Annotated in this window: 11 protein-coding genes and 1 pseudogene; 6 read left to right on the top strand and 6 right to left on the bottom strand. The window is 70.5% G+C overall.

Translation table 11 applies throughout. The features are described from left to right. Positions 1-3,053 (bottom strand): glycoside hydrolase family 38 N-terminal domain-containing protein (locus E1286_RS40195; protein WP_132621454.1); only part of this gene is annotated, 3,053 nt, incomplete at its 3' end. A 170-nt stretch (positions 3,054-3,223) separates the two neighbouring features. Here E1286_RS40195 and E1286_RS40190 point away from each other — a divergent pair. Next, entirely contained in the window at positions 3,224-4,078 is an 855-nt protein-coding gene (locus E1286_RS40190; RefSeq protein WP_132621452.1) for a bifunctional methylenetetrahydrofolate dehydrogenase/methenyltetrahydrofolate cyclohydrolase, read from the top strand. Positions 4,079-4,408: 330 nt separating this feature from the next. Here E1286_RS40190 and E1286_RS52255 read toward each other — a convergent pair. The 3 genes and pseudogenes from E1286_RS52255 to E1286_RS40175 form a co-directional block, all read right to left on the bottom strand. Next, a pseudogene (locus tag E1286_RS52255) lies at positions 4,409-4,702 on the bottom strand (alpha/beta hydrolase fold domain-containing protein); the annotation flags it as partial. 7 nt (positions 4,703-4,709) lie between these two features. Continuing rightward, positions 4,710-5,570, bottom strand: a complete 861-nt coding sequence (locus E1286_RS40180; RefSeq protein ID WP_246075571.1) for a MurR/RpiR family transcriptional regulator — start codon at positions 5,568-5,570, stop codon at positions 4,710-4,712. Then, entirely contained in the window at positions 5,567-7,045 is a 1,479-nt protein-coding gene (locus E1286_RS40175) for a glycoside hydrolase family 3 protein (RefSeq protein WP_132621448.1), read from the bottom strand. Before E1286_RS40175 ends, E1286_RS40180 begins: the two co-directional genes overlap by 4 nt. 86 nt (positions 7,046-7,131) lie before the next feature. Here E1286_RS40175 and E1286_RS40170 point away from each other — a divergent pair, with 86 nt between their 5' ends. After that, the gene (locus E1286_RS40170; protein WP_132621446.1) at positions 7,132-8,661 is read left to right on the top strand and encodes a glycoside hydrolase family 10-like protein; all 1,530 of its coding nucleotides are present in this window, start codon (positions 7,132-7,134) and stop codon (positions 8,659-8,661) included. Positions 8,662-8,797: 136 nt separating this feature from the next. On the opposite strand, the gene E1286_RS40165 is transcribed toward E1286_RS40170, so the two are convergent. Beyond that, positions 8,798-9,445: an FHA domain-containing protein gene (locus tag E1286_RS40165; protein WP_132621444.1), complete on the bottom strand. Its 648-nt coding sequence runs from the start codon at positions 9,443-9,445 to the stop codon at positions 8,798-8,800. Positions 9,446-9,626: 181 nt separating this feature from the next. On the opposite strand from E1286_RS40165, the gene E1286_RS40160 reads away from it, so the two are divergent. The 4 genes from E1286_RS40160 to E1286_RS40145 all read left to right on the top strand — a co-directional run bounded on the left by E1286_RS40160 (position 9,627) and on the right by E1286_RS40145 (position 13,220). After that, positions 9,627-10,748: a citrate/2-methylcitrate synthase gene (locus E1286_RS40160; protein ID WP_132621442.1), complete on the top strand. Its 1,122-nt coding sequence runs from the start codon at positions 9,627-9,629 to the stop codon at positions 10,746-10,748. Beyond that, positions 10,745-11,053 carry a DUF3017 domain-containing protein gene (locus E1286_RS40155; protein WP_165970133.1) on the top strand — a complete coding sequence of 103 codons (309 nt, stop codon included), beginning with the start codon at positions 10,745-10,747 and terminating at the stop codon, positions 11,051-11,053. Before E1286_RS40160 ends, E1286_RS40155 begins: the two co-directional genes overlap by 4 nt. A 52-nt stretch (positions 11,054-11,105) precedes the next feature. Further along, positions 11,106-12,323 (top strand): NADP-dependent isocitrate dehydrogenase, encoded by a 1,218-nt coding sequence (locus E1286_RS40150; RefSeq protein WP_132621438.1) that lies wholly within the window; start codon positions 11,106-11,108, stop codon positions 12,321-12,323. 126 nt (positions 12,324-12,449) lie between these two features. Beyond that, positions 12,450-13,220, top strand: a complete 771-nt coding sequence (locus tag E1286_RS40145) for a DUF6461 domain-containing protein (protein ID WP_187368292.1) — start codon at positions 12,450-12,452, stop codon at positions 13,218-13,220. 281 nt (positions 13,221-13,501) lie between these two features. On the opposite strand, the gene E1286_RS48480 is transcribed toward E1286_RS40145, so the two are convergent. After that, positions 13,502-13,912, bottom strand: a 411-nt coding sequence (locus E1286_RS48480; protein ID WP_165970132.1) for a hypothetical protein, incomplete at its 5' end; no start/stop codon positions are given.

The raw sequence follows: 13,912 nt of genomic DNA, 5'->3' as shown, positions 1-13,912 counted from the left end.
GGCTGGGCGTCCTCCACGAGGCGGGGCAGGAGCGGGGTGATGTGTTCCTGGGCCGTGGCGGGCAGGCGGAGCGTGCGCCAGTCGCCGTCGCCGGACACCAAGGAGTAGGAGAACTCGTGGGTCCAGTGTTGGAGCTGGAAGGCTGAGCCGTCCGGAGCGGCGCGGTGGGGTGGGTCGAGCCAGATGCCCGAGGGCCAGCCGGTGCACGACCGCATGAGAGACAGGTGGAGCGCGCCCGAAGGATCGACCGCGAAACCGGGCAGCCCGTACGTCAGCAGCGCGACCGTGCGGTCTTCCAGGACCTCCTCGCCGAGCGGGCACACGGCCTCGATGACCGCGTCGGACAGGTCGGCCACCAGGTCGGCGGGATCGGTGACGATCAGGGCGGGGAGGGCTCGCAGGTCGCGCAGGTCGGCGCTCGGCTGCCAGACCTCGGGCAACGGACGCTCGGCGGGCACCCAGACGCGGGCGGCGCCCGACTTCAGCGCCTCCAGGTAGGCGTCGTCGGCCCGGTCGAGCAACTCGGCGGCCACCGGGTTGGTGTCGGGACCGCCCAGGACGATGCGTACGTCGGGGAGGTTGGAGTCGACGTCGAGCCAGCCGTACCGGGTGCCGTCGGCGGAGGAGGTGGTGGCGGTCACGCCCGCGCGGGCCAGCGCCACCACCAGGTCGCGGGCCTGCGGGGCGTCGTCGAGAGCGGGCACGACCACCTCGGCCACGCCGAGCGCCCGCGCGCCCGCCTCGCCCAGGTCGACCCGCGCGGTCGCGGACAGCCCGAACCAGGTGTTGGCCGGGTTGTCGAGAGTCCACGGGTGTTCGGCGGTGTCGACGTCGGGCAGCGCGAAGCCGCGGCCCACGACCGCCCCGGCCACGTCGGACACCGGCAGCGCCCCCTCCACGCGGGCCGGGAAGCGCACCCGCAGCAGGCGGTCGGCGCCGGTGTGGTCGAGCACGCGGGTGGTGAAGTCGATGCGGTCGGAGCCGGTCAGCAGGGTGACGGTCTGCTCGTAGGCGATCTCGCCGACCCCGCCGGTGACGGTCAACCGCCGGCCGATCGGGCTCGTCTCGGCGATGACGGTAAGCGCCCGGGCCTCGGCGGAGCCGACGACGCGGCCGGACGGGATGAGGTGCCAAGGGCCCTCGCCCATGTCGGGATGTTGCGGGTATTCGTCGTAGAGGCGCAACTCGTTGCCGAGGCCGGTGAGAACCTCGCGGTCGGCGGCTCGATCGTGGATCGAGACGAGCGCGCCGCCACGGGCCGGGTCGGCGGTGACCTGCCAGCGGTCGTTCGCGATGGTGACGAGCGGCGTCCGCGAGAGCGGGGCCGGCTGCCACGGCTCCGGCGAGCCCGGGACGACGCGGTAGGAGCGCCACCCCATCGAGGGCACGTCACGCGCCACGAACGTGAGGGTGCCGTCTTCCGCGACGGCGGGGACCGGCGCACCCGACAGGTCGGCCACCGTCCGCCCCGCCGGAAGCGGCACGCTGACCAGGCCGTCGCGGGCGAACGGCAGCGTGTTGGTCACCACGACGCTGCGGCCGTCGAGGGCGATCTGGCCGGTCAGCGCGTCGAGTGCGTTGTCACGAGCCGTCGCGGCCAGGTCGTGGGCCTCCCGCCAGCCCGTCAGCAGGTCGATGTAGACCTGGTCGGACTCGGAGCCGGTGATCGCGTCGTGGTGGGCGCCGTACGCGAGCTGCCGCCACACCTTGTCGAGCGCCGCGTGCGGGTATCGCCCCAGACCCAGCACGGACGCGAACGCCGACAGGCGCTCGGCGTCGAGCGCCGCCACCTCGGCAGCCCGCTGGGCCTGCTTGGTGTCGATGTAGGAGACGTCTTTGCCGGTGTAGACCGGGTTCATGTCGCGGGTCTGGGGGCTGAAGGCCACCCGCTCGGCGCGTACGGCGTCGAGGAAGTCGCGCGGCGTGGCGCAGACGAACCGGGGCCAGACGTAGCGGGAGGCCCACGTGCGATGGACGTCGGTGATCCATTTGTTGGGAGGGGTGTAGTCGGTGCCGACCGGGAGCAGGACGTTCTTCGTCGCGGCGACGGGCTTGAGCGAGCGGTAGAGGTCGTAGACCGCCTCGCAGGCCGCCTCCAGGGACGGTGAGGAGTCCATCCACCAGCCCGCCGAATAGTGGGCCGGCATGTAATGGGTCAGCACGCCCTGCCCGGACGGCGAGATCCACTCGAACTCGCTGGGGAACTGCATCAGCGCGGCGTCGTTCTTCGCCTGCTTGAAGTTTTTGCTGATGGGACCCCACTGGTGGAACGGCCCCCGCGCCCACGCGCTGCCGGTCAGCCCGGCCGCCGCGAGGTAGCCGGGGAACTGCGGGTCGTGGCCGAACGCGTCGAGCTGCCACGCCGTGCGCGGGTCGCCGCCGAGGATGTCGCGCTGGTAGCCGATGCCGTAGACGATGTTGCGGATGGTGGTCTCGGCGCCGGTCAGGTTGGTGTTGGGCTCGTTGTACGTGCCGCCGACCAGCTCGGCGCGGCCCTCGGTCATGAGGGCGCGCAGGTCGGCCCGGCGCTCGGGGTGGGTGTCGAAGAACGGCTTGAGATAGTCGACCTCGGCCAGCACGAAGCGGTAGTCGGGGTCGCGCAGGGCCAAGTCGATGTGAGCCTCGACCAGCGCGAACGCGTTGCGCTCCCACAGCGGCCTGGTCGTGGCGTCGCCGGACAGCAGCTCCCATGGGCTGGTGTAGGCGGCCTGGGTGTTCCACCACACCGGGTCGTAGTGGAAGTGGGACACCATGAACATCGTCCAGCCCGGCTCCTCGGCGGTGACCGCTGTTTCCAACCGCTCCTCGCCCAGGGTGAGCAGGCACGGCACAGTCGTGCCCGGTGGCGCCGACACGGCCAGGGGGACCTCGACCACCCCCTCGGCGGCGGCCGGGACGGTCAGCGGCTCGGCCAGGCGCACGCCCTCGCCGCGCACCTCGAGCGGCTCGTCGCGCTCTCCCCGCGCGACCGTCACGCGCAGGACTTGACGCGGCTCGTCACGGGAGCCCACGAACAGGTCGGTCGACTCTGCGGACAACAGGCGGACAGACAAGGGGGAACCTCCAGGCAATCGGTGCCGGCGCCCCAAACATAAGCCCTGCCAACCTGCCTGACAACGATGTCAGGAATCGGCTGTGGATAACCCGGGGCGGCGGCGCGACGGCTGTGGACAACGTGGCGGGCGCGTGCGGAAGTCGTGAGCAGGCATGGAAGGATTGCGGCATGAGCGCAGTGAAACTCGATGGCAAGGCGACCGCCGCAAAGATCAAGGCAGACCTCAAGAAGCGGGTGGCCGCGCTCAAGGAACGCGGCATCACACCCGGGCTCGGCACCGTGCTCGTGGGCGACGACCCCGGCAGCCAGATCTACGTCGCCGGCAAGCACCGCGACTGCGCCGAGGTCGGCATCGCCTCCATCCGCGTCGACCTGCCGGCCACCGCCGCTCAGGCCGACGTCGAGGCGGCCATCGACGAGCTCAACGCCTCGCCGGCGTGCACCGGCTACATCGTCCAGCTCCCGCTGCCGAAGCAGCTCGACACGATGGCGCTGCTGGAGCGCATCGACCCGGCGAAGGACGCCGACGGCCTCCACCCGGTCAACCTCGGCCGCCTCGTCCACATGGTCGACGCGCCGCTTCCGTGCACGCCGCACGGCATCGTCCTGCTTCTCCAGGAGTACGGCGTGCCGATCAAGGGCGCTGACGTGGTCGTGGTCGGGCGCGGCATCACGGTGGGCCGCTCGCTGGGGCTGCTGCTGACCCGCCGCAGCGAGAACGCCACGGTGACCCTCTGCCACACCGGCACCCAGGATCTGGCCTCGCACGTACGCCGCGCCGACATCGTGGTGGCGGCGGCCGGGGTGCCCGAGCTGATCAAGCGCGACATGGTGAAGCCCGGGGCGGCCGTGCTCGACGTCGGGGTCTCCCGGGTCGACGGCAAGATCGCCGGTGACGTCGCGCCCGACGTGGAGGAGGTCGCCGGGTTCCTCACGCCCAACCCGGGCGGCGTCGGCCCCATGACCCGGGCCCTGCTGCTGTCCAACGTGGTCGAGGCAGCCGAACGCCTGCAGCGCGGGTGACCGGGCGCGCGTAACGCGCCACGCACCGGCGTGGTGTCGAGGCCTGCGGGGCCGGTCCGTGCTGCTGGGTTTCGAGGTGCCGGTCAGGTCTTCGGCGGCGCGGGGGCGTACGGGTTGGCGGAGGCGTGGAGATGCCGCTCGCCTTCCGTACGTGCCTGGACACCGCGCGAGCTTCCGCGCGGGCACGTGATCAGTTGAGCGCGAGCGCCCTGCGGAGCGCGCCGACCAGGTCGGCGAACATGCGCCGAGCCGCCTTGGTCCCGGGGACAGGAACGTGCCGTGCACGGTGCCGGCGTACACGCACAGCTCGACGCTGACGCCCGCCTTCATCAGGCGCTGCGCGTAGTCGATGGCCTCGTCCCGCAGCGGATCGAGTTCGTTCACGGCGACGAAGGCGGAAGGCAACGCGGACAGGTCCTCGGCACGGGCGGGCGCCGCGTACCGCATGCCGTCCTTGCCGTCCACGGTGGAGGTTCCGCCGAGGTAGTGCTGCCAGGTGAGCTCGAGGATCTCCCGGTCGACCACGGGGACGCCGACCAGCCGGGCGATCGAGTCGGTGTCCAGCCGGTCGTCCAGCGTGGGGATGCCCAGGTACTGGAAGCGGATGGCGGGGCCGCCGCGCACCGCGACGTCAGCGGTTGCGGTAGCGGTCGGTGGCGTGGCGGGTGGCGCGGATGGCGGCTTCGGCCGTGTCGTAACGCCGCTGCGCCAGCCCGACGAAGATGCAGTCCACGATGAGCAGCTGGCTGATCCGGCTGGCCAGCGCCCCCGGGCGGAACGCCGTCTCCCGCCCCGCCGACACCAGCGTGTGGTGGGCCAGCCCCGCCAGCGACGACCGGGGGTTGTTGGTGATCGCCACCACCAGCGCCCCGCCCTCGGCGGCCGTACGGGCCGGGACGAGCACGTCCGGCGTCTCACCGCCGCAGCTGATCGCGACCGCCACGTCCCCCTTCCGGAGCAGCGCGGCGCTGGTCAACGCCAGGTGGGCGTCGCTGAACGGATGACTGGACAGCCCGATCCGCAACAGCTTCTGCGACATGTCGCACGCCACCAGCCCCGAGGCGGCCACCCCGTACACGTCCACCCGCCGCGCATCCGAGATGGCCTCCACCACCTCGCCGAGCTGATCGGGGTCGAGCTGGGCGGCGGTGTCGGCGAGCGCCTCCGCCTCGGCCCGCGCCACCTTGGCGATCACGTCCGTGAGCGGGTCGTCCGGCCCGAGATCACCGGGGACGAGGCGTTCGGGCTCCTTGGCGACGGCCGCGGCCAGCGCGAAACGCAGCTGCGAGTACCCGGTGAAGCCGAGCGCCCGCGCCGTGCGGACGACCGTCGCCTCGCTCGTCCCGGACGCCGCGCTGAACTCGGTGATCGTGCTCCGCACGACCAGCCCGGGGTCGTCCAGGATGAGCCGGGCGATCGACTTGGCCGCCGGCGTGAGCGAGGGCATCAGAGCGCGTACGGCGGCGACGGGGTTCGCGGGTTCGGCGGTCACCGGATCATCCATTCCGCTGCGGCCTGCGCCGACACCCGGGAGACGCCATGGGTGGCGACGTGGGTGGCGACGTGATCGGTGACGGGATCGGTGACGGGATCGGTGATGTGGGTCGCGTCCTGCGGCGGCGCCGGGATGCCGGTGTCCACGATGATCGCGTCCGGCCGGCGCGCGAGCGCTCGCGCCACGGTGTCGCGCACCCAGGCGTGCCGGGCGGCGTCGTGCACGACGAGCACCACCGGTCGCTCGTCGAACGCCGGCAGCTCGCCCCCCGGCTCCAGCTTCACCCGGGCGGTGTCCGGCAGCAGCGTGGCGAGCGCGGCCGTGATGCCGGTCGGCGTGGCCGGGTCCACGGCCTGGCTGAAGCGGGTGTTGACCTCGACCACGAGCGGCGCCCGGTCGAGCCGGCCGGTGCCGGTCGCGGTCAGCGCGGCGCGGGCGGCGCGCAGGCCCACGCCCTCGTCCACGTCGTCTCGGGCCTTGTCACGCAGCTCGGAGCGGCCGGCGTACCAGGCCGACAGGGCGTGCACGCGGGCGGCGGCCTCGGCGAGCCGCTCCTCGGGCAGCACCCCTTCGCGCACCGCCGCCACGATCGCGTCGCGCATCGCGAGAAGATCGTCCTCGGTGGTGAGTCCGACGCAGATCGCGTCCACGCCCGCGCCCAGCGCACGTACCGCGATCTCGCCCGGGGTGAACATGGCGGCCACCGCCCGCATCTCGATCGCGTCGGTGACCAGCATCCCGTCGAAGCCGAGCTCGCCCCTCAGGAGCTCGGTCATCGCGGTACGGCTGAGCGTCGCCGGCATCGACGGATCGAGCGCGGGCACGAGCAGGTGGCCGGACATGATCGACCGCACCCCGGCGCCGATCGCGGCCCGGAACGGCGGCAGGTCGCGCTCGGCCAGCAACTCCCGCGAGGCGTGCACGGTCGGCAGCGCCAGGTGGGAGTCGGTGACCGTGTCGCCGTGCCCGGGGAAGTGCTTGGCGCAGGCCGCCACGCCCGCGCCCTGAACGCCCTCGACGAACGCCACGGTGTGCCGGGCGACCAGCTCGGGATCGGGCCCGAACGACCGGACGCCGATCACGGGGTTGGCCGGATTGGCGTTCACGTCGGCCGAGGGCGCGTAGTCGAGCGTGATGTCGAGCTCCGCGAGCATCCGGCCGATCTGCCGGCCGACCTGCTCGGTGAGCTTCACGTCGTCCGCCACGCCCAGCGCCCGGTTGCCGGGGAAGGAGCTGCCGGCCGCGACCTCCAGCCGGGTGACCGTGCCGCCCTCCTCGTCGATGGCGACGACCACGCCGGGATTCTCGGCACGCAACTGCCGGACGAGCGGCGGCGAGGCGGCGTTGCGGGCGAACAGCACCACACCGCCGAGACCTTCGCCCAGCGCACGGCGCAGCCAATCAGGGGCGGAGGTTCCGTCGAACCCCGGATGGAGCACCGTCAACGCCAGTCTGTACAGGTCACCGCTCATCGGCATTTTCCTTCACGGTTGTTGATCTGAAGGTAATTTTCTGTCATCGTCGCCCTCGACACAACCACTTCCGAGAGGCACCCCCCATGCCCAGCAGAAGGACTCTCTTCAAGGGTCTGGCCCTGGCCGCCGCCGCTTCAGCCGTCCCGCTGCCCGCTTTCGCCCAGGCGCAGTACGTGCCGCCGCTGCGTCAGATGCGCGGCATGTGGATCGCTTCGGTCGTCAACATCAACTGGCCCTCCCGCACGGGGCTCAGCGCCGACCAGCAGAAGGCCGAATACCTGGCCTGGCTGGACGTGGCCGTGCAGCGCAAGCTCAACTCCGTGTTCGTGCAGATCAGACCCACCGCGGACGCCTTCTGGCCGTCGCCGTTCGAGCCGTGGTCGCAGTACCTGACCGGCACCCAGGGGCAGGACCCCGGCTACGACCCGCTCGGGTTCGCCGTGGAGGAGACGCACAAGCGCGGTCTGGCCTTCCACGCCTGGTTCAACCCGTACCGCGTCTCGATGCAGGGCGACCCGGCCAAGCTGCACCCCGACCACCCGGGCCGCAAGCACCCCGAGTGGATCGTGCCGTACGCCGGCAAGCTGTACTACAACCCCGGCCTGCCCGAGGTCCGCAAGTTCTGCCAGGACGCGATGATGGACGCCGTCACCCGCTACGACATCGACGGCCTGCACTTCGACGACTACTTCTACCCGGTCAACACCACGGCCTTCGACGACAGCGCCGCCTACGCGCAGTACGGCGCCGGCTTCCCGGACCTCGCCGCCTGGCGGCGCAACAACGTCGACCTCATGGTCCAGGAGATGCAGCAGCGCGTGCTGGAGGCCAAGCCCGGCATCGCGTGGGGCATCAGCCCGTCGGGCATCTGGCGCAACCGCGGCACCGACCCGCTCGGCTCCGACACCAACGGCGGCCAGTCGTACGACAACCTGCACGCCGACACCCGCGGCTGGGTCAAGAAGGGCTGGCTCGACTACATCGCGCCGCAGCTCTACTGGTACATCGGGCAGCCGCCGGCCGACTACTCCAAGCTCGTGCCCTGGTGGTCGGACGTCGCGGCCGGCACGAACACGCTGCTGTGGATCGGGCAGGCGGCGTACAAGGCCGGTGACCCCGCCCAGGCGCCCGAGTGGCAGCAGACGAACGAGCTGTCGCGGCACCTCACCCTCAACCGGGACCACCCCGAGATCAGCGGCGACATCTGGTACAACGCCAACGACGTCAGGGCCGACCGGCTCCGCTCCATCTCGACCGCCGTCGACGACCACTACCAGCGCCCCGCCCTCGCGCCGGTGCTGCCCAGGCTGGCGAACGGCCGTCCGCCGCGCCGCCCGGTGCTGGCCCACGCGCTGCGCCGCTCCTCAGGGGCCGAGGTACGGGTGGTCGCGACCGGTGACGAGACACCGTTCCTGATGGCGATCTTCCGGTTCGACCGGGATGCCGCGCGGGAGGCCTTCGCCGACGCGCGCAACCTGGTCGCGGTCGTGCCCGGCGGCAAGCAGGTCACGTGGACCGACCCCGACGGCGGCAGCGGCCATCGTTACTACGCGGTCGCGGTCGACCGCGCCAACCGCACCAGCGCCCCGAGCCGCGGCTTCCGGGTGGTCTGAGAGCGCGCTTGCGCCCGCGTACGTCGCCGGGCCCGGTGCGCTCCGGGCCCGGACCCCGGCACAGGGGTCCGGCGCTGCCGGAACCCCTCGCCGAAGCACCGGTCGCGATCCGGCCCCTGTGGTGGGCCGCGTTCTCCTACGAAGCCCTGCGCCCCGCCGGCGAAGCCTGGTCGGCGGAGGCCCCTGATGACCGCTGCGGCGGCACCACAGGGGTCGGGCGCACCAGCCCGAGCGCGACGACCTCGTTGGCCAGCCGCGTACGCCGGTTGGTGCCCTCCGGGATCCGGAACTTCTGGTAGAGACGCAGCAGGTGCTGCTTGACCGCGGCCTCGGTCACGACCAGGTCGTCGGCGATCTCGCGCGCGGTCGCCGGGGCGACGAACGCCTCGTCCGACAGCGCCGGCCGGCAGAGCGAGGTCAGCACGTCGACCTCGCGCCTGGTCAGCTCGGGGGCGGCGGCCCTGCGCAACTCGACCTCGGGGGTGAAGTCCTCTCGGGGGACTCCGCCGATGCGAGCCCGCGCCGCGCCGAAGGACACGACGTCGCCGTCGTCGAGCACCCTCCGGGCGATCGGCCTGCCGTTCACCCGCGTGCCGTTCCTGGACAGCCCCAGGTCGACGACATACAGGTAGGGTCCTCGTCTGACGAACTCGGCATGGAGTCGAGACACGCTGGGGTCGGTGAGACGGATGTCGACGCCCCGGCCCCTCCCGACCGTCGTGATCTCGGGGCGCAACGGGACCACCTCTCCAGTGTCCTCGATGCGTATGAACGGCCCCTCCACGGCAGTTCCTCCCCAGGTAGCCCGCCGTAACTATTACTACAGCTCCGGCTTACCCAACCGAGGGGATGCGGAATCTCCTTTGCCGAAAGGAGAATCCGACGTGAATTTGGTCTGGACCTCTGCGGCCGGTTTTGCCTGCTCACGGGTAGACTTCGGACGGAGATAAGCGGAGGAAACACTCATGGCGGACAAGCCCACGAAAGGTCTGGCCGATGTCGTCGCCGCGTCCACCGCGCTGAGCGACATTGACGGAAAGGCCGGTCGGCTCTTCTACCGTGGATACGACATCCACGACCTGGCCGGCCGCGCGACGTTCGAGGAGACCGCACATCTGCTGCAACGGGGCAAGCTGCCCAACCGCGCCGAGCTGGACGCCTACGGCGAGGAGCTGGCGCGCGGCCGCGAGCTGGGCGCCCTGGTGTCCGCGAACGTCGCCGAAATAGCCGAGAAACAGAAACCCATGGAGGCGCTGCGCTCGCTGGTCTCCCTGGCCGGAGCCGACGACCCCGACAAAGACTCCATCGCCCCCGACGCCAACCTGCGCAAGGCCGCGCGACTCGTCGCGCAGCAACCTCTGCTGGTCGCCCGCTATCACGCCGCTCGCACCGGCGGGAGCGTTCCCGACCCCGACCCGTCGCTCAGCATCGCCGCGAACTTCCTGCTCCAGGTCACCGGCCGCACGCCTGCCAAGCGCGAGGTCGAGATGTTCGACGAGTGCCTGGTGCTGCACGCCGACCACACCATGAACGCCTCCACGTTCGCCGCACGGGTGTGCGCCGCCACGCTGTCCGACATGCACTCCGCCATCGTCGCCGCCATCGGCACCCTCAAGGGCCCGCTGCACGGCGGCGCGAACGAGCAGGTCATGAAGACACTGGAGTCGATCCCGTCCGGCGGGGTGGCCCAGGCCGTGCGCGACAAGCTCGCGGCCGGCGAGAAGATCATGGGCTTCGGCCACCGCGTCTACAAGACCGAGGACCCGCGCGCCACCCACCTGCGCCGCATGTCGGCCGAACTGGGCGAGGCGAGCGGCGACGACACCTATTACCGGATGTCGAAGGAAATGGAGGAGGTCGTCTTCGAGACGAAGGGCCTCTATCCGAACGTCGATTTCTACGCGGCGTCCGTCTACCACTACCTTGGCATTCCGACAGACCTGTTCACGCCGGTCTTCTCCATCAGCCGCATGTCCGGCTGGACGGCTCACGTCATCGAGCAGCACGCCGACAACCGGCTGATCCGCCCCGACAGTGAGTACATCGGTGAGACCGACCAGAAGTGGAAGCCGATAGAAGAGCGTTGAGCCAACGGACCGAACGCCAGCCGCGCGAGACCTGGGGGCCGTACCCGCTGATTCTGGCGGGTGCGGCCGTCGGCGTGCTCGCCATCTTCGTCGCGAACCCGCGCTGGGGCGGGTTCGCGCTGGGTGCCGTCATCATGATCGCCGCCGCCCTCCGCTTCGCCGGTTACGGCGGTCAGCTCGCCATCAGGAGCAGGAAGAACGACGTCATCACGCTGTCGCTGGCCGGGTTCGTGCTGGTGATGACCTCCCTGCTGCTCGACAACAACGAGCTCAAGGCGGTCATCCTGTCCCTTTTCGCCCGGTGACAGGACGGTCCGATAGCCTCGACGCATCCATTCATTGAAGGGGAACATAGGCATGCCCAAGATCAAGGTGGAGGGTCCGGTCGTCGAACTCGACGGCGACGAGATGACCCGGATCATCTGGCAGTTCATCAAGGACCAGCTGATCCTTCCTTACCTCGACGTTGACCTGAAGTACTACGACCTCGGCATCGAGCACCGGGACGCGACGGACGACCAGGTCACCATCGACGCCGCGAACGCCATCAAGAAGTACGGCGTCGGTGTGAAGTGCGCCACCATCACCCCTGACGAGGCGCGTGTCGAGGAGTTCGGTCTCAAGAAGATGTGGAAGTCCCCCAACGGGACCATCCGCAACATCCTCGGCGGTGTCATCTTCCGTGAGCCGATCATCATGTCGAACGTGCCGCGGCTCGTCCCGGGCTGGACCAAGCCGATCGTCGTCGGCCGTCACGCCTTCGGCGACCAGTACCGCGCCACCGACCTGAAGATCCCCGGCGAGGGCACCCTCACGCTGACGTTCACGCCGAAGGACGGCTCCGAGCCGGTAGAGATCGACGTGTACGACTTCCCCGGCAGCGGCGTCGCGATGGCGATGTACAACCTGGACGAGTCGATCCGCGACTTCGCCCGCGCGTCGATGCGCTACGGCCTGGCCCGCAACTACCCGGTCTACCTCTCGACCAAGAACACCATCCTCAAGGCGTACGACGGCCGCTTCAAGGACATCTTCGCCGAGGTCTTCGAGACCGAGTTCAAGGAGGAGTTCGACAAGGCCGGTCTGACCTACGAGCACCGCCTCATCGACGACATGGTCGCCGCGGCGCTGAAGTGGGAGGGCGGCTACGTCTGGGCCGCGAAGAACTACGACGGCGACGTCCAGTCCGACACCGTCGCCCAGGGCTTCGGCTCGCTGGGTCTCATGACGTCCGTGCTGATGACCCCCGACGGCCGCACCGTCGAGGCCGAGGCAGCCCACGGCACCGTGACCCGCCACTACCGCCAGCACCAGCAGGGCAAGCCCACCTCCACCAACCCGATCGCCTCGATCTTCGCGTGGACGCGCGGCCTGGCCCACCGCGGCAAGCTCGACAACACCCCCGCGGTGAGCGAGTTCGCCGGCAAGCTGGAGCAGGTCTGCATCGAGACCGTCGAGGGCGGCCAGATGACCAAGGACCTCGCCCTCCTGGTCGGCGGCGACGCCAAGTGGCTGACCACCCAGGACTTCCTGGCAGCCCTGGACGAGAACCTCAAGAAGAAGATGTCGGCCTAAGACCGCATTCACCGAAAACGGCCCCTACCCGCACGGTAGGGGCCGTTTCGCATGCCTGGGCCGGCACGGGGACTTCGCGGATCTGCCTGACGTTTCTGTCGGTGGAGGCTGCCACGATCTGGCGGCATGACGACCGATGCGCTCGCCCGGTTCCGTTGGTTACAGGGACAGGCCCGCCCCCTCGACGAGATCTACACCGTGCTCTTCGTCCGCGAGCGGGATCCCGGCGAAGTATTGCGGCGTTTCGGCTGCGGTGAGGAGAAGGAGATGAGCTTCGCCGAGCTGGACGTGGAGGTCAGCGACTTCCTTGTGGGGACGGATGGCGGAGATGGGGGCGGTTACGTTGGGGTAGTGGCTGCGGGTGACTGGTGTTTGGCCGTCGAGCCGATGGGCTGGTCGGCGGTGATGGACGAAAGGCTGATCCGGCTGTCGGTGGGCTCCGAGGTCGTGGCCGTCACTCGGCATGAATACGCGGACGACCACTTCGCGTACGCGGTCGACGGCAGCGTGGTCACCACTTTCGAGCTGCTCACGCCGGACGCTCGCTATGGCGCCGACAAGGATCGGCTCGACCCTCTCATGCGCGAGGTCGGTCTGCCGCCTGATGCGACCGAGAGCGACGACGAGTGGGAGGCCAGGTACGACGACCTGGCGCCGAACGCTCTGGCGCGGGCGTTCGCGCTGGCGGAGCGGCTCACCGGCGTGACGTTCACCGCAGGCGTGCTGGATGGCCCGCTGCTCGTAGGCCCGATCGCGGACGCCCATCTGCATGGCCCCGCAAGGTTGTCGACGCAGCGATCGGTCACCCTCGCCGAACTGGTGGACAAGCACCTCCAGGCGGGTGGCGTAGCGGTAGCCGGCATCGACCGGGTCGGCGACGGAAGCTGTGGGAGCTGAGCGGCTCGTCACGACCGGCCACGCTACGGCGCAGTCCTCCTCCGGGGCCTCGCACAGGCACCACCCGGGCTCGGGATGCGCGCGAAAGGCTCGGAGTGAACATAGCGAGCTGAGGGCACCCGCTTCGGCCTGCCGTTTGGCGCAGGTCAGGGCGTTGCCTGACGCCTGCTCTCCATGAGCGGAGAGCACAGTCCCACAAGAAGATGCCGGCCTAGCCGCATTCACGAAGACGGCCCCTACCTGCGTGGCAGGGGCCGTTTCGGGTGTCCGGGCCGTATCGGTCAGCGGGGATCGGGTTCTGAGCCGGGCGTGGGAGGGCCGTTCTCGGGGCGCCGGTTCTGCTGTTCGTCCTCTCGTTCGCCGAAGGCGGCGGCCTCCAGTGTCTCCAGGAGTTGCCGCCGCCACTGGGCGTCCTCGTCGGGCTCCGGGGCGGGCGTGAAGGGCATGGGTTCCACGTCTCCGGCGGTGGCCAGGCTCGGGCCGCGGCGTGACTTGGCGATGAGCACCGCGAGCACGGCCAGCAGGGCCAGCACGACCACGACGGCCGAGGTGATCATCGTTGGCGTGGACAGGCCCGGCAGTGAGCTGGTGTTCGCCGCGTTGAGCTGCGTGGAGAAGGCTTGGGGAGCCATGGTGCTGGACGCCGTCGGCGTGGCGGCGACGTCCTCCGCGATGGTGGGCTCGGTCGTGGC

The organism is Nonomuraea terrae (genome assembly GCF_004348995.1).
Taxonomy (GTDB): Bacteria; Actinomycetota; Actinomycetes; order Streptosporangiales; family Streptosporangiaceae; genus Nonomuraea; species Nonomuraea terrae.
The sequence above is the reverse complement of the archived record's forward strand: the minus strand, read 5'-3'. Positions and strand labels throughout refer to the sequence as shown.